At 69.3% G+C, this 17,642-nt stretch carries 20 protein-coding genes and 1 tRNA gene; 14 read left to right on the plus strand and 7 right to left on the minus strand.

Annotated elements, in window-relative coordinates; genetic code table 11:
- Window positions 1-20 precede the first annotated feature (20 nt).
- From RSP_RS17115 to RSP_RS17140, 6 genes are all read left to right on the plus strand, one after another.
- Window positions 21-2,030, plus strand: a complete 2,010-nt coding sequence (locus RSP_RS17115; RefSeq protein WP_017140347.1) for a coiled-coil domain-containing protein — start codon at window positions 21-23, stop codon at window positions 2,028-2,030.
- A gap of 33 nt (window positions 2,031-2,063) precedes the next feature.
- A complete protein-coding gene (locus RSP_RS17120) occupies window positions 2,064-3,110 on the plus strand; it encodes a TAXI family TRAP transporter solute-binding subunit (protein WP_011339192.1) in 1,047 nt (348 codons plus the stop codon).
- 136 nt (window positions 3,111-3,246) lie between these two features.
- On the plus strand, window positions 3,247-4,002 hold the full coding sequence (locus tag RSP_RS17125) for a DUF1194 domain-containing protein (protein WP_011339193.1): 756 nt from the start codon (window positions 3,247-3,249) through the stop codon (window positions 4,000-4,002).
- Between the two features lie 58 nt (window positions 4,003-4,060).
- On the plus strand, window positions 4,061-4,669 hold the full coding sequence (locus RSP_RS17130) for a 2-dehydro-3-deoxy-6-phosphogalactonate aldolase (RefSeq protein ID WP_011339194.1): 609 nt from the start codon (window positions 4,061-4,063) through the stop codon (window positions 4,667-4,669).
- A 159-nt stretch (window positions 4,670-4,828) separates the two neighbouring features.
- Complete coding sequence (locus RSP_RS17135) at window positions 4,829-5,194, plus strand: response regulator (protein WP_011339195.1); 366 nt, start codon at window positions 4,829-4,831, stop codon at window positions 5,192-5,194.
- A 100-nt stretch (window positions 5,195-5,294) separates the two neighbouring features.
- Complete coding sequence (locus RSP_RS17140) at window positions 5,295-6,899, plus strand: methyl-accepting chemotaxis protein (RefSeq protein WP_011339196.1); 1,605 nt, start codon at window positions 5,295-5,297, stop codon at window positions 6,897-6,899.
- A gap of 33 nt (window positions 6,900-6,932) precedes the next feature.
- On the opposite strand, the gene RSP_RS17145 is transcribed toward RSP_RS17140, so the two are convergent.
- Window positions 6,933-7,175 (minus strand): hypothetical protein, encoded by a 243-nt coding sequence (locus RSP_RS17145; protein ID WP_023004200.1) that lies wholly within the window; start codon window positions 7,173-7,175, stop codon window positions 6,933-6,935.
- Between the two features lie 278 nt (window positions 7,176-7,453).
- Here RSP_RS17145 and RSP_RS17150 point away from each other — a divergent pair, with 278 nt between their 5' ends.
- The 3 genes from RSP_RS17150 to RSP_RS17160 all read left to right on the plus strand — a co-directional run bounded on the left by RSP_RS17150 (window position 7,454) and on the right by RSP_RS17160 (window position 9,945).
- The gene (locus RSP_RS17150; RefSeq protein ID WP_011339198.1) at window positions 7,454-8,809 is read left to right on the plus strand and encodes an ABC1 kinase family protein; all 1,356 of its coding nucleotides are present in this window, start codon (window positions 7,454-7,456) and stop codon (window positions 8,807-8,809) included.
- A gap of 111 nt (window positions 8,810-8,920) precedes the next feature.
- The gene (locus RSP_RS17155; protein ID WP_009561508.1) at window positions 8,921-9,433 is read left to right on the plus strand and encodes a lysozyme inhibitor LprI family protein; all 513 of its coding nucleotides are present in this window, start codon (window positions 8,921-8,923) and stop codon (window positions 9,431-9,433) included.
- Between the two features lie 251 nt (window positions 9,434-9,684).
- Window positions 9,685-9,945 (plus strand): WGR domain-containing protein, encoded by a 261-nt coding sequence (locus RSP_RS17160; RefSeq protein WP_002723961.1) that lies wholly within the window; start codon window positions 9,685-9,687, stop codon window positions 9,943-9,945.
- On the opposite strand, the gene RSP_RS17165 is transcribed toward RSP_RS17160, so the two are convergent.
- From RSP_RS17165 to RSP_RS17175, 3 genes are all read right to left on the minus strand, one after another.
- On the minus strand, window positions 9,920-10,243 hold the full coding sequence (locus RSP_RS17165) for a hypothetical protein (protein ID WP_017140349.1): 324 nt from the start codon (window positions 10,241-10,243) through the stop codon (window positions 9,920-9,922). The two genes, RSP_RS17160 and RSP_RS17165, sit on opposite strands and share 26 nt — an antisense overlap.
- A gap of 242 nt (window positions 10,244-10,485) precedes the next feature.
- Window positions 10,486-11,409: a DMT family transporter gene (locus RSP_RS17170; RefSeq protein WP_011339199.1), complete on the minus strand. Its 924-nt coding sequence runs from the start codon at window positions 11,407-11,409 to the stop codon at window positions 10,486-10,488.
- 73 nt (window positions 11,410-11,482) lie between these two features.
- Entirely contained in the window at window positions 11,483-12,202 is a 720-nt protein-coding gene (locus tag RSP_RS17175) for a helix-turn-helix transcriptional regulator (RefSeq protein ID WP_011339200.1), read from the minus strand.
- 114 nt (window positions 12,203-12,316) lie between these two features.
- On the opposite strand from RSP_RS17175, the gene RSP_RS17180 reads away from it, so the two are divergent.
- The 5 genes from RSP_RS17180 to RSP_RS17200 all read left to right on the plus strand — a co-directional run bounded on the left by RSP_RS17180 (window position 12,317) and on the right by RSP_RS17200 (window position 16,512).
- Complete coding sequence (locus tag RSP_RS17180; protein ID WP_099170922.1) at window positions 12,317-12,502, plus strand: NAD-dependent epimerase/dehydratase family protein; 186 nt, start codon at window positions 12,317-12,319, stop codon at window positions 12,500-12,502.
- Window positions 12,503-12,508: 6 nt separating this feature from the next.
- On the plus strand, window positions 12,509-12,994 hold the full coding sequence (locus RSP_RS17185; RefSeq protein WP_017140352.1) for an SDR family oxidoreductase: 486 nt from the start codon (window positions 12,509-12,511) through the stop codon (window positions 12,992-12,994).
- A 332-nt stretch (window positions 12,995-13,326) separates the two neighbouring features.
- The gene (locus tag RSP_RS17190) at window positions 13,327-14,703 is read left to right on the plus strand and encodes an ISNCY family transposase (RefSeq protein ID WP_011339201.1); all 1,377 of its coding nucleotides are present in this window, start codon (window positions 13,327-13,329) and stop codon (window positions 14,701-14,703) included.
- 253 nt (window positions 14,704-14,956) lie between these two features.
- Window positions 14,957-15,046: transfer RNA gene (locus tag RSP_RS17195), tRNA-Ser, on the plus strand.
- A 173-nt stretch (window positions 15,047-15,219) separates the two neighbouring features.
- The gene (locus tag RSP_RS17200) at window positions 15,220-16,512 is read left to right on the plus strand and encodes a DUF6538 domain-containing protein (RefSeq protein WP_011339202.1); all 1,293 of its coding nucleotides are present in this window, start codon (window positions 15,220-15,222) and stop codon (window positions 16,510-16,512) included.
- On the opposite strand, the gene RSP_RS17205 is transcribed toward RSP_RS17200, so the two are convergent.
- Genes RSP_RS17205 through RSP_RS17215 form a run of 3 tightly spaced genes read right to left on the minus strand, consistent with a single transcriptional unit; the run spans window position 16,509 to window position 17,619 of the window.
- Window positions 16,509-17,210, minus strand: a complete 702-nt coding sequence (locus RSP_RS17205) for a hypothetical protein (protein WP_011339203.1) — start codon at window positions 17,208-17,210, stop codon at window positions 16,509-16,511. The genes RSP_RS17200 and RSP_RS17205 overlap by 4 nt on opposite strands.
- Window positions 17,207-17,422, minus strand: a complete 216-nt coding sequence (locus tag RSP_RS17210) for a hypothetical protein (RefSeq protein ID WP_017140353.1) — start codon at window positions 17,420-17,422, stop codon at window positions 17,207-17,209. Before RSP_RS17210 ends, RSP_RS17205 begins: the two co-directional genes overlap by 4 nt.
- The gene (locus RSP_RS17215) at window positions 17,419-17,619 is read right to left on the minus strand and encodes a DUF4031 domain-containing protein (protein ID WP_227590667.1); all 201 of its coding nucleotides are present in this window, start codon (window positions 17,617-17,619) and stop codon (window positions 17,419-17,421) included. The genes RSP_RS17210 and RSP_RS17215 overlap by 4 nt, the downstream gene beginning before the upstream one ends.
- Window positions 17,620-17,642: the final 23 nt, after the last annotated feature.

Here is a 17,642-nt window from a genome sequence, read left to right on the forward strand (position 1 = left end):
TGCCATGCCGGGATGCGGCCATGAGCTCGAGTCATTTGAAGCATCTATTTCCAATTCTGGGGGCCCTCGTGCTCCTGCCGGTCATGGCGGGTGCCGAATCGGCTCGGACCACGGTGGCCGGCCCGGATTCGGGCGGCGCCATGGAAAGCTCCTATCGGTCGATCGTGGGGTTGCTCGAGGCAGAGATTGCCGGGCTCGAGGCGCGCATCACCGTGCTGACCACCGAGCGGCGGCGCGAGATGACGCGCCTTCAGGAGGCACGCGAGGAGACCGCTCAGGCCGAGAAGCGTCTGGCGCAGCTTCACCGTGAGCAGCTCCGACTGGAGGAGGGGGTGCGGGCGGCGGCGGTGCAGCCGGTCGGGCTGCTGGCGGCACCGGCGGGCAAGGCGCGCCCCGATGCAGGGAGTGCGCAGCTCGAGGCCGAGCGGCAGCGGCTCACCGAACTGGTCCGGGATCTCGGCCGGCAGGCGGAGGATGCCCGCTCGCGACTGGGCAAGATGGCCGCGACCGTCGCCGCACGCGAGGCGGATCTGAATGGGCTTGCCGAGCGGCACGCGGGTCTGACCCGGGCCGTGGCGCAGCGGGAGGCGGATCTGGCGGCGCTTGAGGCGCGGGATGCAGAGGAAGCGAAGCGGCTCTCCGACCGGCAGGCGGCGGTAAAGGGGCTCGAGGCGCGGCAGGCGCAGCTCTTGCAGGCCGTGGCACAGCGCGAAGAGCAGCTCGCCGGGCTCGAGCGTCGTCGGGGCGACCTCTCCGCCCTGATCGAGCGGCGCGAGAGCGAAACGGCGGCGCAGCAGGCGGCAGCGGTGGCGCGGCATCAGGATAAGGTGGCCTCGCTTTCCGGGCAGCGCGACGCGCTGGCGCGCGCGGTCAAGGCGCTGGCGGAGGAGGAGGCGCGGCGCATGGAGGCGCTGGCGGCCTCCGAGGCGCAACTGGCCGCCGCTTCAGCCGAGCGGGACCGCGCTCTGGCCGAAGCCCGAACCGCGTCATCCCAAGTCGGGGAGACGCGCAGCCTTGCCGCCGCGCAGGCCGAGGTGGACGCCCGCGCCACGGCCCTCGCGACCGCGGAGGAGGAGATCCGGGCACGGGCCGCGGCGCTCGAGAAGGGCGAGAGCGAGGCGCGCAGCCGCGCGGCGGCGCTGCAGGCGGCCGAGGAAGAGGTGCGGGCGAGGTCAGCGGCTCTGGAGGCGGCAGAAGCGGAAGCGCAGCAGCGGGCAGAGGTCCTGCGGGTTCAGGAGGGGCTTTTCAAGGAGCAGCGCGCGGCCGCCGACACCGAGACCGGGCAGCGGGCGCAGGCGGTGGCCGAGGCCGAAGCTGCGGCGAAGGCCGCCGAGCAGGCCCGGGCCGATGCGGTGCGCGAAGCCGAGGCCGCGCGCACCGCCGAGGCCGAGGCGCGGTCGCGGGCCGAGGCCCTTAAGCGCGAGTTGAGCGAGGGCGAGGCATCCCTCGGACGCCTGACCGAAGCCGTCGGCGCGGCCGAAGCGCGTCTCGCGGCCCTCGAGGTCGAAGGCCACAAGCGGGCCGAGGCGCAGACGCAGGCACTGTCGGAAGCGGACGCCCAACTGGCCGCGCTCGAGGCGGCGCGTCGGGAGAAGGCGAAGGCTCTGTCCGACGCCGAGGCGGGACTGACGGCACTCGAGGCGGACCAGCGGACGCAGGCCGAGGCTCAGACCAAGGCGCGGGCGGAGGCAGAGGCCCGCCTCGCCGAACTCGCGCAGCGCGAAGAGGCGGCGCGGGCGCGACTCGCGGAGGTGGAGGCCGCCCCTCAACCGGCCGTGACGCCTGTCGTCGAAGCCCCCCCGGCGCCGCCTGAGGCAGCACCGGCCAGAAGGCCCGCGCGGGATGCGGCCGTGGTCGCCGCGGCGCTGGCGGGCGCTCCGGGGATGCCCGCGCCGGGCAGCGCGCCGCACCAGAAGCTCGCGGGTCTGCTTCAAGCGGGCGTCTGCCCGGTCGATGCCCTCCGCACCGCGACGGGGACCGTCAACCGCCAGTCGCTCGTGGCCCTCGTCCGATCCCTCGGCGGCTGCTGAGCCGTTCCCGATTCCGAAGCGCAGGAGGAACCCTTGCCCGTTATCAGACTGATCGCGATTGCCCTGTTGCTCGTGGGCCTTCCGTCCCGGCTTCCCGCTCTGGAGGTCAACATGCTTACGGGAGGTCCGACCGGAACCTACATCCAGATCGGCCGCGACATCGCGAAGGCCGCCTCGGCCTGCGGCATCGAGATGACCGTGCATGAAAGCGCGGGCTCGCTCGAGAATTTCCTCGGCGTCCGTCAGCGCCCGCGCACACAGTTCGGCATCGTCCAGTCGGATGTGCTCGAATATCTCAAGACCTTCGCCGCCGACGATCCCGAGGTGAGCCGCGCGATCTTCGGCGTCCGCATCGCCTTTCCGCTCTACGACGAGGAGGTGCATCTTCTGGCGCGGAGGGAGATCGGCAGCCTGAAGGACCTCGACGGCAAGCGCGTCTCGATCGGGGTGGAGAATTCCGGCACCTTCCTCACCGCCTCGCTCGTCCTCGACCTTGCAGAGGTCGCGCCCGGCGAGCGCAGGATGATGAACCAGGACGACTCGCTCAAGGCGCTGCTGGCCGGAGACATCGACGCCTTCTTCTATGTGGCCGGTGCGCCTGCAAAAATCTTCGCCTCGCCCGAGATCGACGGCGAGCGGTTCCATCTGGTGCCGGTGGCCGAAGAAGTGCTGCGGCAGGTCTACAAGCCCACCCAGATCCCCGCCGGCAGCTATCCGTTCCAGACAGGGCCGGTCGATGCCATCGCGGTCAAGGCCGTGCTGATGACCTACGGCTACGATCCCAAGCGCAACGCCTATCACCGCGAAAGCTGCAAGGCGGTGTCGGACATCGCCCATGTGGTGAGCACCCATTTCCCCGAGCTCCAGCAATCGGGCCATCCCAAATGGAAGCAGGTGAACCTGACCGATCTGCCGGCGGGCTGGGACATCGGCGAATGCGTCAATGCGGGTCTGGAACCCGGCTATCGGCTTCCCTGCGATCCGCCCGAGCCCGCGGTGGCCGCCCCTGCCGACGCCTCGGCCGAGAGCGAGGCGAACCGGGCCTACCGGCGGCAGATCTGCGCCGTGGTGGGCTGCTGATCCATCGGCGGGATCCGGCCGGGCCGGCCCCCGCCGCCACCGTTTTGACAGAGAATGCACGGCGCCTTGACGCGGCGTTGCGGGAGGCAGGCGACAAGGGAGGCGCCACACTCGCTCATCGTCACGAGGACCTGCCATGTCCCGCCTTCCTCTCCTGCTTCTGTCAGTCCTTCTTGCCACACCTGCCGCGCAGGCCTCCGACTGCCCGGATCTGGCGCTCGTGCTGGCGCTGGACAGTTCCCTGAGCATCGACCGGGCCGAATTCGCCCTGCAGGCCGAGGGCTATGCCGAGGCCTTCCGCAGCCCGGCCGTGCAGGCGGCGCTGGCCGCGGCGGGCACCGTGGATGTGGCGGCCGTCGTCTGGTCCGACGGTGCGGCCCCGCCGGCCCGCCTCGGCTGGCAGCGGATCGCCGCACCCGAGGATGCCCGGCGCCTTGCGGTGCGGCTGGCGGCGCTGGAGCGGGTCGCCCCGGGCCGGACCGGAGTGGGCGGGGGGCTTGCCGCCGCGCTGGAGATGCTCGCAGGGCACGGCTGTGCCGGTCGTCGCCTCGTGAACCTGTCGGGCGACGGCCGCGAGACGCTGGCGCCGCGCATGGGCCTCCGCGGGCAGCTCATGCGCGCCCGCGCCGAGGCCGAGGCTCTGGGCGCGACCGTCAACGCGCTGGCTGTGACCGACGAGGAGGCGGACCTGCCGGACTGGTTCCGGAGCCATGTGATCGTCGGCCCCGGCGCCTTCGTGATGGAAACGCGCGAGTTCCGAGGCTTCGCCGAAGCCGTCGCGCGCAAGCTCGTCCGCGAGATCGCGCCTCCCGCGCTGGCCGCAGGCAGGCCCGGCCTCCCGCCCCACCGGCTGACCCCCGGCGGGAGGGATCATCCGGCGCGGCGCTCCTGAGGCGGGGCTTGCACTTGCGCCCGGCCTGCCCGAGGGTGGCGCTTTGCCCGAGGGGTCCATGTCCCGACCGATCATCGCCATCCTGCGCGGCATCACGCCCGACGAAGTGGAACCCGTGGCCGCCTCGCTGATCGCCGCGGGCATCGACCGGATCGAAGTGCCGCTCAACTCGCCCGACGCTCTGGACAGCGTGAGGCGTCTCGTCGACCGCTTCGGAGAGCGCGCGCTGATCGGGGCGGGGACGGTGCTGTCGCCCGAGGATGTGCTGCGCGTGGCGGGCCTCGGCGCACGGCTCGCGGTCTCGCCCGACTGCAACGAGGAGGTCATCGCCGCCAGCAAGGCGCAGGGCCTCATCTCGGTGCCGGGCGTCTTCACGGCCACGGAGTGCTTCCGCGCAATCCGCGCCGGGGCGGACGGGCTGAAGCTCTTCCCGGCCTCGCTCGCGGGCCCGGCTGGTCTTCAGGCGCTGCGGGCGGTTCTGCCGTCCACGGTGCCTGTCTATGCGGTGGGTGGCACAGAGCCGGACTCCCTCGCCGTCTGGCAGAGGGCAGGGGCGGACGGGTTCGGCATCGGGACGGCGCTCTACCGGCCCGGTCGGGCGGCCTCCGACGTGGCCGATCGCGCCCGCCGCCTCGTCGCGGCCTTCGACGCGGCCTACGGCGTCTGATCGCCCGCAGAATCTTTCACCGGGCCCCTCAAATATCCCGCTGCGCGGTCGTTCACAGTGCCGGACTGGGCACGGACCGGCCGTGCCTTCGAGGCAGGATGAGCGGATGCAGAGCAGGAGATACCGGATCGGCAGAACCGATCGGGCGGAGGCAAGGCTATGACGAAAACCGTCCTTGCGGTGGACGATTCGCCCTCGATCCGCTGCATGGTGGCGCTGACGCTGCGTGAGGCGGGCTACGAGGTGATCGAGGCGTCGGACGGGCAGGAGGCACTGGACCTCGCGCTCTCGCGGCCGGTCGACGCGATCCTGACCGACCAGAACATGCCGCGGCTCGACGGGCTGGGCTTCATTCGCGCCTTCCGCAGCCGCCCGGAAGGCAAGGGCACGCCCATCGTGTTCCTGTCGACCGAATCCGCCGACACATTGAAGGCGGAAGCGCGCGCCGCGGGGGCGCTTGGCTGGATGGTCAAGCCCTTCACGCAGGCTCAGCTTCTCGCGGTGATGAAGAAGCTTCTTGGCTGACCTGGCTTTCGACCAGTGGGGGCAGAGTGTGTGGGTGCCCCGGTTCGCCCCAGTCCGGCAGAGGCCCTGAGGCCCGCCGGCTCTACAGGAAAGTACCGCCATGAGACTCTCGATCCGCAACAAGCTGGGGGCGAGCTTTCTCGTCGTCTTCGCCATGGCGGGCACGACCAACCTTTATGCGCTCTACACGATCAACAGGCTGAACGACGACATGGCCATCCTCGTCACCCGCGATTTCGAGCGCGTGCGGCTGGCCGAGCGGCTGAATGCCGAGCAGCTGCGCATGAAAAGCGCGATTCGCGACCACATGCTCTCGCCCCCCGCCGGCAAGGCTGCCGAGAAGGCAGAGGTGGCTGCGGCGCGGGCGAATATGCGCGAAAGCTTCGATTCGCTCGTGGCGACGTCGCCGGAGGCGGACCTGGCGGCGCTGGCCGAGTACGAGGATCTCTGGACCCAGTCGATCCGCGTCAACGACAAGGCCCTGCTCCTGTCGGAGGAGGGCCGGACCGAAGAGGCGCGCAAGCTCCTCTGGGGCGACTATTTCACCCGCCTGCAGGCCAGCCGGATGGAGATCATGGAGGGGCTGCGCGACCGGAGCCTCGTCGCGCTGAAGGCGACCCAGGCCGAGGCGGCCGAGGCGCGTCGCCTGACGGTGCTGCTGATGGCGAGCTCCATCGCGGCGGGAACTCTGATCGCCTTCCTCGCGGCGGGCTGGCTGATCCTCTCGATCGGGCGCGGCCTCGGCCGGGCGCTGGCGCTGGCGCGGCGGGTGGCGGACGGGGACCTGACCGAGACGGCCGTGCTGCGGGGCAATGACGAGATCACCGACCTTCTCCGCGCGCTCAATGCGATGGTGGTGCGGCTGCGCGATGTGGTGGGCCGCGTCACCGCCGCCGTGGGCGACGTGGCCTCGGGCAGTGCCGAGGTCGCCGCCACGTCCGAGCAGTTGAGCCAGGGCGCGAGCGAACAGGCGGCCGCGACCGTGCAGGCCTCGGCCTCCGTCGAGGAAATCGCCGCAACTGTCCGGCAGAGTGCGGAAAATTCCGGCCAGACCGAGCGGATGGCGCGGTCTTCGGCCGAAGCGGCCCGGCAGAGCGGCGCGGCCGTCTCGGATGCCGTATCGGCGATGCGCGGCATCGCCGAGCGGATCCATGTCGTGCAGGAGATCGCCCGCCAGACGGACCTTCTGGCGCTGAATGCCGCGGTCGAGGCGGCGCGGGCGGGCGAGCACGGGCGGGGCTTTGCCGTGGTGGCCACGGAGGTCCGCCGGCTGGCGGAGCGGAGCCAGGCCGCCGCGGCCGAGATCTCGGATCTGTCCTCCGCCACCGCGCGCTCGGCGGTGGCCGCGGGCGGGATGATCGAAAACCTCGTGCCCGACATCGCGCGGACGGCCGACCTTGTTTCCGACATTTCTTCGGCTTCGCAAGAGCTTGCGGCGGGTGCTTCACAAGTGAGCCAGGCCCTTCACCAGCTCGATACGGTGACGCAGCAGAACACGGCCGCGGCGAGCGAGCTTTCGGGCCGGGCCGCGGATCTGTCGGAACGGTCGGAGGATCTGCGCGCGGCCGTCAGCTACTTCCGCACCGGCGGTCCCGCGGTGCAGGCGCCGCTCAAGGCCGAGAGAACGACCCTGATGCAGAGGGACTCCGATGCACGGCTTGAGGAGGATCTGGACGCGGCCTTCGCGCGAGCGCGCGTCGCGTGAGCATCAGGGCGCGGCTCCGCCGCGCCGGAAGTGTCAGCTGAAGACCAGCAGGATCGCGATCAGCACCGAGGCCGCGACGAAGACCGATCCCATGAGCGAGAGCAGCACGCGTTCCGGGGTAAGCTGGTCCTCGGGGACATCGACCTTCGGCTCCCAGAACGAGGGACCGGGCTGCCAGTTCTCGAACCGGTAGCTTGCGAGCGGGCGAACCTGCGCCACGGTCTTCCCCATCACCCCCGGCCGGGATCCGTTCGAGACGTTGCGAAAACCGGTCATCATCCGATCCTGATCGGCATGGTCGCGGGCAGGGGCACTTGCATCATTTCGCATGGGTTCTACAGCACCAGTTCGTCTTCCGGCAGTATCAACTAAAGGTTGTAACCCGTCTATACTTTAGCGATAGAGTTTCATTAAGATACAATCAAGCGGGATTGTTCCTTCGAGACTGGAACACCGTCAAAAGTGTGGGATATGGTCATTTTGACACAGTCCCTGCTTGCGTTGCCCCTTGCCCAGCCTAGTTTTTCGCCAGTTTCGAAACGAGTGTTCCGATCATGTCCTCCTCCCGTCCCGACCCCCGCGCCCTGCCGGTCCCGAGTGGCCGAATTTCCCGTCTTGCGCGATTTGGCAGCCTCGCCTCGGGCGTAGCCGGCAACGTGGCGTTGCAGGGCGCGCGCCAGCTCGCCCAGGGCAGGCGGCCCACGATGAGCGAGCTGATCCTGACTCCGGCCAATGTCGCGCGGCTGGCGGAAGAGCTCGCCCGGATGCGCGGCGCGGCCATGAAGATGGGTCAGCTCCTGTCGATGGATGCCGGCGAGATGCTGCCGCCCGAGCTTGCCGCAATTCTGGCGCGGCTCCGGGCGGATGCGCATTACATGCCGCCCCAGCAACTGCGCAGCGTCCTGACCGCAGCCTGGGGACCCGACTGGCAGCGCCGCTTCCGCAGCTTCAACGTCCGCCCGATTGCCGCCGCCTCCATCGGGCAGGTCCATCGCGCGATGACGAAGGACGGCGAGGACCTCGCCATCAAGGTGCAATATCCCGGCGTGCGGCGCTCGATCGACAGCGACGTGGACAATGTGGCCGCCCTGCTGCGCCTGTCGGGTCTGGTGCCGAAGGGGCTCGACGTGGCGGCGATGCTGGCCGAGGCCAAGCGGCAACTCCACGAGGAGGCCGATTACGGGCGGGAGGGGCGCTGTCTCGCGCGGTTCGGCGCCCTGCTGGCGGAATCGCCTGACTTCTGCGTGCCCCGGCTGCACGAGGCGCTGACCACGCCCGATGTGCTGGCGATGAGCCATGTGGCGGGGCAACCGGTCGAGGATCTGGCGGAGGCGCCGCAGGACCTGCGCGACCGCGTGATGACGCTTCTGATCGGCCTCATGTTCCGCGAGCTGTTCGACTTCGGCCTGATGCAGACCGACCCGAACTTCGCCAACTACCGCCACGATGCCGCGACCGGGCAGGTGGTTCTGCTCGACTTCGGCGCCACCCGCGATATCGACCCCGGCATGGCAGACGGTTACCGGCGGCTCCTGCGCGCGGGCCTCGCGGGCGACCTGCCGGCATCGGAGGCGGAGATGCGGGCGCTCGGCTTCCTGTCGGATGCGGTGCCGCCGGACCTCCGCGCCCTGATGATGCGGATGTTCGAGATCTCGATGGAACCTCTGCGGGCGCCGATCTTCGACTTCGGCGCGAACGACATGGCGCTGCGGTTGCGCGACCTCGGGATGGAGATCGGAGAGCGGCGCGAGATCCATCATCTGCCGCCGGTCGAGACCTTCTATATCCAGCGCAAGTTCGGCGGCATGTATCTGCTGGCCAGCCGCCTTCGCGCCCGGGTCGCCATCCGCGATCTGATTTATCCTCATATAAACGATGGGTTGAACGAAGTAACTTCAGGCAGCGCGTGACGTCATGAGCAGCGCCCGCGTGACCTTGTCACACGACGGGCGCGGCGATGGGGCCTATGGTCGGCGCGCCGCGGCCCTCTGCCGCGGACCGTTCAGCAAGAGTGACCTGCCATGTTCCATCTGCGCCTGCTTCTGATGCTGCTGCCGCTGTGCGCCCCTCTCGCCGCCACCGCGCAACCGATTCCCTTCCATCCCGACCGGACCCTGGACTGCCTCTCGGACAAGAAGACCGCCACCGAAGGGGCGGCCTGCATCGGCCTTGCCGCCGACCTCTGCCGCCGCGAGACGCGGGGCGCGACCGAGGTCGAGGAAGCGGCCTGTGTGGCGGCCGAGGCCAACTGGTGGCGCGACCGGATGACGGCCGCCTATGAAGCCGCGCAGAAGGAGGCGAAGCTACGGGATGTGGAGTTCGCCAAGGCGATATCGCAGGGCGCGCCCCGCATGACCGACGATCTGGCGGCGATGCAGCAGGCCTGGACCGACTGGAGCGAGAAGCGGTGCTTCTTCGAGGCCGCCCGCCGGCGCGGCAAGCCCGACCGCATGGTGGTGGCCTCGGACTGCCTCATGCGCCGGACCGCCGAAGAGGCCCTGCTTCTGGAGGAAGCTGCCGGCCGGAAGCGTTGAGCCTGCGTCAGCCTGTCGCCCGCCAGCTTGCCCTCGATCAATGTACGCGCGGTGCATCTTTATAATCTGGCGCCACCCGGATGACGAAGGTGCCTGCGCCAGAAGGCACGTCCGGTCAGGCACCGGCAGAGGTGCGACTTGTCCCCAAACCTCTGTCGGTGTCGTCATCGCCTCACGATCCGCTGCGCAGGGCGAGGCTTGCCAGACCGCGGAAAGGCGGGTTTCCTAGGGTTGGCCGGCAGGGGGACGCCATGGAGATCCGTCTCGAGAAGATCGATCCAGAGAGCAACTGCTTCCGGTTCTACCTTATCCGCTGCGAGCCCGACCTGTTCGGGGGCGCGGCGCTGGTTCTGCAGTGGGGACGGATCGGCGGGGCAGGGCGCACGGACATCCGCGCCTCGGGCTCGCCCGAGCGTGTCCGGGAGATCTGCGAACGGATGGTGCAGAGGAAGCTCCGGCGAGGCTATGCCGTCGCCGGAGCGGGGCTTATGCCGGGCGCCGCAGTGCCATGACGCAGCGGACCGGGATGTGGAAGTAGCGCCCGATCTGGGCGTCCGTGAGGCCGAGATCGGTGAGCGTATCGATCACCCGATCGGGCGAGGGCGCCATCAGCACCTGCGCGCAGAGGCAGGCCATATGGCCGCGGGCGTCCAGTTCATCCTGACCGGGGCAGAGGCCGGTCGCCTTCCAGATGCAGCTCGTTTCATCGGGCTCTGCCGAACGGACGGCCTCGTCACGGGTCGATGGGGGCGGAGCGGTCCTGCGGCTGCGGAACAGGGCCCGGCGCCGTTCGGTCGTTTCGGTTATCATGGGGCAGTCCTCCTCTTCCTGCACCATTGCCGCCTGAGCGACAGGCTGAAGTCTCGCCGTTACCTGACCGAAGTCAATCTTCATCTGCGTGACGGCCGGATGGCTATCGCACAGGCTTGTAAACTTTTTCCTAACAAGCGGCTGTTTTACCGTCCTGTGCCGGCCAGCCTCCGCGCGGGGATCCGGGCAGGAAATCTGCCGGCACCGGCGCGGCGCCCCGAGACCGATGCGCCAGCGACGGTTCACCCTCGGGATGTGCCGGCGCGCTGATTCTCGCCTCGGGTTGCGCGGACGGCCGGCCGGGCGGGGGCAAGCGTCACGATCGCGAGCCCCGCAAACAGAAGGGCCGCGCCCAGAAGCCGCTGCGCCGTCACCGCCTCGCCCAGAACGACGATGGCCAGGATCCAGGCGGTGAGGGGCTCGACGAGCGAGAGGGTGACGGCTGTCGAGGTGGCGAGCCCCGCGAGACCCCGCGTGAAGAGCGCATAGGCGACCCCGGTCGTGACCGCGCCGAGGAAGAGGAGCGCGGGCCAGGCGCGCAGATCCGCAACCCAGCTCACCGGCAGGAGGAAGAGCGCCGGTGCCGCAAGCAGCATGGCTACGCCGAAGGTCGCCGCGGCCAGCGTGTCCGAGGGCACCTGCGCGCCCACCCGGCTCGTCGCCACCGAATAGGTGGCATAGGCGGCGCCAGCCGCAGCCGCGAGGGCTGCGCCCGTCAGCGAGGCGCTGCCCGCGCCCGCCCCGGCCACCAGAAGCGCCGCGCCCAGCACCGAAAGGACCTGCCCCGCCGCCCGCACGCCCGTGGGCAGACGACGCAGCACGGCAGCCTCGTAGAGCGTCACCCAGACCGGGGCGCTGCCGATGGCGATGGCGGTGCCGACGCCCACGCCCGCCTGCGTCACGGCGACGAAGAAGAGGAGGTTGTAGAGCCCGATGGCGAGGCCCGCGACCAGCACCGGACGCCAGGGCAGCCGGCGGAAGGCGCGGCGGCTCTCGGGCAGGCGGAGCGCCATCAGGGTGAGGAGCGTGGCGCCTACGGCGAGCCGGATGGCGGCAACGATCAGGGGCTCGCGCTCGGGCGGAAGAAGGCTCTGGACGGTGCCCGTCGTGCCCCAGAGGACGGCGGCGAGGATGACGCAAAGGAGGCTGAGGCTGCGGGACGGCATGGGAAGAGCTTTCGGAAAGGATGGGCGATCCTGGCACGGGGCGGTGCCAGCGGTCTTGTCCGCCCGTCCCGCTTCATGGGCCGGGCGTCCCCCAGAGCGCGCGCCATGCGCCGGGCGTCCTTCCGGTCTCGCGCCGCATGGCGCGCGTCAGCGCGGCCTGATCCGAAAAGCCGAGCTCCGCCGCCAGCTCCGCGAGGGAGCGGCCGGGCTGGCGCAGGGCCCCCTGCGCCAGCGCGATCCGCGTCGCTGTGACGAGGCGGGCGGGCGTCGTGCCGCGGGCCTCCGCAAGCGCCCGGTAGAGCGCCGAGCGGCTCATCCCCGCGATCCGCGCCATCCGGTCCACGGTCCAGTCGAGCGCGGGTTCGGCGCGGATGGCGGCCTCGAGCGGTGCGAAGGGGCAGGGGCGGGCATTCTGCCAGAGGCTGTCCAGAAGAAGCCGCAGCAGCGGGCCGCCCACCCGCTCGGGCAGCGTGCCGGTGGCCGCCGAAAGATCCGCGAATTCGACGAGCCGCCTCGCGGCCTCGGGCACGGGCAGGAACCGGCGGTCGAGCGCGCCCTCGGGCAGGGCCGCAGCCGGCAGGTCCAGCACCAGCGACCGATTGAGGCCGCAGCCCTGCTGCGCGTGGGGCTCGCCCGGCGCGATCACGGCCGAAACTGCCTGCGACAGCCGCGCGCCGTGCCCGCCCACCTCGATCTCGAGCGTGCCGGCCATCTGCAGGACGAGCTGCGCATGGTCGTGGTCGTGCAGGGTTCCGGCGCCGGAATAGCTGCGGATATGCAGGGCCTGGGTCATGGGCGGGATCCTGTCGCGCGCATCGTCCGGCTTCTCCTGCCACAAGTTCCGCCGCGGTGCCATCTCCGCCATGAGGTCTCTGGACCTGCGGCGCCGGCGCCCTAAGCTCGGGACATGAGACAAGCCCTCGTGACAGGCGGCGCCGGCCTCATCGGCGCAGGGATCTGCCGGACGCTGCGCGCGCACGGCTGGAAGGTGGCCTCCTTCGATCTCGAGGAGGCGCCGGAAGCCACGCGCTCGGTCCGCTGCGACGTGACGGACGAAGGATCGGTGGCGACCGCCATGGCCACGCTCGGCTAGTCCGAGTTGGATCTCCTCGTGAACAATGCGGGACGGGCCGATCCGGTCACGGGCCCCATCGCCGAGCTCACGCTCGCCGACTGGCGGCGGATGACCGACAGTCACCTCACAGCAGCCTTCCTCATGGTGCGGGCGGCGGTGCCGCTCCTGCGGCCCGGCGGATCCATCGTGAACATGGCTTCGACCCGCGCCTTCATGTCCGAGCCCGACACGGAGGCCTATGCGGCCTCCAAGGGCGGTCTCGTCGCACTGACCCAGGCGCTCGCGGTGAGCCTCGGGCCGCGCCTGCGGGTGAATGCCATCGCGCCCGGCTGGATCTCTGACGGCGACGGGCTCCGGGACATCGACCATGCCCAGCATCCGGCGGGCCGTGTCGGCCGCCCGGAGGATGTGGCCGACACGGTGCTCTGGCTCACCGACGCGGGCTTCGTGACCGGTCAGGTCATCGTCGTGGATGGCGGCATGATGCGGAAGATGATCTACGCAGAGTGACGTCGAGGCCGCCGGATCGTCTGCCGGCACGGTCCGACCGGTCGGAGAGCACGCCGAAGGTCAGGCAAATCCGAACGGCAGGCCGCGAGGCGCGCGGAGGCGATGCGGCAGGCTCTCGGATGATGAAGGCCAAAGTCTCGCGCTCAACTCCGCCTGGAGAAAAGCGGCTCCCGAGCCTTCGTGCATGACGGAACCGAACCTCCTCCCGGCGGCACTTTGATTACATAATCTTGCTTATCAGATAAAGATGTGTAAGCGCAAAGTAGAATTGTCGCATCCAAGCAAAGTAGAACTGTCGCCTCTTCCTGTCGGGACAATGGAGGATCGGCGGCATGGGATGGGTGCTGATGAGCGAGCGCGAACTGAACCGCATCGAGATCCTGTCGAAGGTGCTCGATCGGAGGATGACGACGACGGAAGCCTCGGTTCTGCTGGCGATCGGCCCGCGTCAGGTGCAGCGTCTGCTGCGACGGTTGCGCGAGGACGGCGCGGCGGCAACGCGGCACGGGTTGCGCGGGCGACCGTCGAACCACCGCCTCTCGCCGGGATTGCGGGACCTTGCGCTGGCCCTCGTGCGGGAGACCTACGTCGATTTCGGCCCCACGCTCGCGGCCGAGAAGCTGGCCGAGCGCGACGGCCTGCATGTGTCGCGGGAGACGCTGCGGAAGTGGATGGTCGAGGATGGGCTCTGGCTGTCGCGTCCTCAGCGCCGGAGGTTTCACCAGCCGCGGCTGCGGCGCGAGCACCTGGGCGAACTGGTTCAGATAGACGGGTCCGATCATCATTGGTTCGAGGATCGCGCACCAGCCTGCACGCTGCTCGTCTTCATCGACGACGCGACGAGCCGGCTGATGGAGATGCGCTTCGTGCCCTCCGAGAGCACCTTCGCCTATTTCGCGGCGCTGGAGTGCTACCTGACGCGGCACGGCAGGCCCACGGCTTTCTACTCCGACAAGCATTCGGTCTTCCGCGTGGCGAGGCAGGACGCGCGGACCGGCCATGGCATGACGCAGTTCGGCCGGGCGCTGGCCGAGTTGAACATCGAGATCCTCTGCGCCAACTCCTCGCAGGCCAAGGGCCGGGTCGAGCGGGCGAACCGCACCTTGCAGGACCGGCTGGTCAAGGAGATGCGGCTTGCAGGCATCAGCGACATGGAGGCCGGGAACGCCTTCCTGCCCGGCTTCATCGAGCGGCACAACGCGCAGTTCGCCAGGGTGCCTGCCCGGCCGGACGACCGGCACCGGCCGCTGAACCTGCCCCCGGACCGGCTGGCCGACATCCTGTGCTGGCGCGACCAGCGCTACGTCGGGAACCAGCTCACCTTCACCTACGAGCACCGGCGGATCCTGCTGGAGGAAAGCGACCTCACGCGCGGCATCGTGGGGAAATACGTCGACACCTACGCCTTCCCGGACGGACGTTTTGAAGCTCGATGGAAAGGCATCTCGCTCCCCTACCGCAGCTTCGATCCCGAGCAGCAGCATGTCACCCACGCGGCCATCACCGCGAACAAGCGGCTCAGCGACGTCCTGGCGCTGGCGAGGAGCCTGCAGGAAAGCCAACCCCCGCGCGTGAGCCGCGTCGGCCGGCAGCGCACAGTCTACGAGCCGACGGGTCGGCGGAACGACGGCTGGAATTCGAAACTGGCCCGCCGCGCCAGGCAGCGGGCGGACGGGACGGCGAAGCCTCCCGACATCGCGGCGGAATGACCGTGCGGACCCGGAGCGTTCCGCCCCCGCCGGCCCCGTCCCTACGGCCCTTCCTGACGAGAGCGGGCCGGGGCCGGCTCAGCCCTGCGACACCGGGACGACATTTCTACTTTGCACGCCAGGCGACACTTTAACTTGGTGACAACAAGATGGAGGCCGCTGGACGCCGCTCGCCCACCGGGCTAGAAGCCCTCAGATGGCCGGATCCGGCGGAGCCTCGGGGCGCCAGCGGATTACCGGCGGTCGAGGCTAAGGAAGCGTGGCCGAGTGGTTTAAGGCTCTGGTCTTGAAAACCAGCGACGGTGCGAGCCGTCCGTGGGTTCGAATCCCACCGCTTCCGCCAATTCCTACCCCCCTTGTGACCAAGTTTTTAAGGCATTGCAAGTCAAATATGAGGTCGGCGGAGAAGGATGGTGACCAAATCGTATCACACTTTGGGTCACATTTAGGGACACGATATGCCTTGCGTGTCGGCGTGTTCCCCGGCAGATTCACGCGGTCACACGGAGGGTCCGCATGAGCCGCTTGACCGGCCTCAACAAGCGTGAAGGAACCTGGCGCATCCGCCGCCGGGTGCCAAAGCGGTACAAGCACATCGACGGCCGCGAGTTCGTGAACCTCTCCCTGCACACGGACAGCATGGACGTCGCGCGCCAGAAGGCGCCGAAGGTCTGGCAGGACATGCTCGAGGCGTGGGAGGCCAAGCTTGCTGGCGACACTCGGGACGCCGAGAAGCTGTTCGAGGCGGCTCGGGAACTGGCGGCCAATCGGGGCTACCGGTTCCTGCACGCGCGCGACGTGGCGCAGCTATCGCGGGCCGAGCTCGAGGCGCGGCTCGCGGCCTATGAGCGCGCCGGTGCCGCGCCGGCCGAGCCTGATCCGATCGAGGCTGCAGCTGTTCTGGGCGTCGTGGCTGCTCCGAAGATCACCATGAGCCGCGCGCTCGAGATCTATTGGGATGTGGCGGAGAAGGCCAAGACGCGCGGGAAGAGCGCGGATCAGATCCGGCGCTGGCGCAACCCGCGAATCAAGGCCTTCCGCAACTTCATTGAGGTGGTGGGAGACAAGGCGCTTGAGGATCTCGTGCCCGACGACATGCTCGACTTCATGGCGTGGTGGGAGGATCGGCTGGAAACCGAAGGGCTCACCCCCAACAGCGCCAACAAGGATCTGGCACATATCGGCTCGACGCTGCGCGAGGTCATCAAGAAGAAGCGGCTTCCGATAAACCCGCCACTGAGCGGCTATGCCCTGCCCGAGGGGGAGAAGCGGAAACGACTGCCATGGTCGGACGACTGGATCAGAGACAAGCTGCTTGCCCCCGGCGCGCTGGCCGGCCTCAACTCCGAAGCCCGCGCCATCATGCTCATCATGCTGAACACCGGCGCCCGGCCGTCCGAGCTCCAGGCGCTCACCTCAAGCCGGATCGTGCTCGACGCGGATGTCCCGCATATCTCGATCGAGGGCGAGGCTCGGACGCTCAAGAGCCCGCGAGCGCGGCGGAAGATCCCGCTGACCGGCGTGAGCCTTGAGGCGGCGAGGCGCCACCCGGAAGGCTTCCCCCGCTACCAAGACAACCCTGCCCTCTCGGCCACCGTTAACAAGTTCCTGCGCGAGAACGGGCTCACCGAGTCGCCGAAGCACACGCTCTACGGCTTCCGGCACTCGTTCGAGGACCGTTGCCTCGCCGCTGGTATTGATGAGCGGATCAGGCGCGACCTACTCGGGCACGCCCTGACCCGAGAGGAGTATGGCGCCGGCGGCACGCTCGAGCATGTCCACCGGCTGCTGCTGCCCATCGCGCTCTAGGCGCCATGGGCCGGGTAATCCCCGGCGAGCGTGCGGAGGAACGCCAGCGCCTTCTTGTCGGTCAGGCCGGCAGCGTTGCGCGCGGCCATAAGCGTGGCGTCATCACAGTCCAGCAGCACCCGCGCCGCCTCTGCGACGGTCGGCGGCTCCGGCTCGGCTGTCACGATGCGCAGGGCCGCGGGCTTGTATATCTTGCAGTCGGGGTTCAGCTCCTCTATCCGCCGCAATCCCACTGCGAGGGCATCATCTTCGCTGCCGCCTGTCACCTGCACAGTTCGGAAACCCATCGTTGTGGCGGTCTCGCAGAAGGCGGTCACTGCCCACACGGCCCGCGCCGCCGTCTCGGCGCGGGCTTTGGTAATGGCCGAGATCACCGCAGTAGCTACGGTGGCACAGAAGACGCTTGCCTCGGGGCCCTGCAGCAAATCCGATTCCTCGCTCGGAATGGGAATGTGCTCATTGATGCCGTCCCGCATCGCTCGCATGGCTTCCCACACCCCGCAGTAGTTGCTCATCGCGACGTCAAGGGTGCCCCGCAGCCGGTCGCGCTCGGCGGCGAGGGCGCGGAGAACCCCTGCCGCTTCCCTGACTTGCTTCCCTCTGTTGAACAGGTCGGCGTCTTCAAGACTACCAGCGGCCCCTGAAAGGTTCATCGCCAGCCGCTCCACCGCGCTCGTGCTCGTGTCGATCTCGGTCACCGGCCGCCCTCCTTCTTGTCGACCATGCCCCGCGTGAACTGTGCCTCACACAGACCGCAGGTGCAGTGGCGAAACTCCTTATCCGGCTCGTCTTGGTAGCCGATCCCGCGCACGATCATCGCCACCTCCGGATGCGGGCAGCCGAGCTGGATTTCCCGGATGCGCGCCTCGGCGGTGGCGATCTGTTTCTTCAGGTCTTCGATCAGGCTCATGTGTGCCTCCTCTCCCGGCGCATCCGCGCCATGTCTCTCATCGTGATCTCGACAGCGCCGGCGGCCACGGCGCGCGCCCGCCGGCTCAGGCAGATGTCGAAGTGCTCGCGCCCCGTGCCGGCGTGCTGCAGGTGCCGCCGGTCGAGCCCGATCCGGTCGGCCATATCGAGCAGCTCGGCCGTGCTGTCCGCCATCATGTGGCTCAAGGGAGCAGCGGCAG

Source organism: Cereibacter sphaeroides 2.4.1 (assembly GCF_000012905.2).
GTDB classification, from domain to species: Bacteria; Pseudomonadota; Alphaproteobacteria; order Rhodobacterales; family Rhodobacteraceae; genus Cereibacter_A; species Cereibacter_A sphaeroides.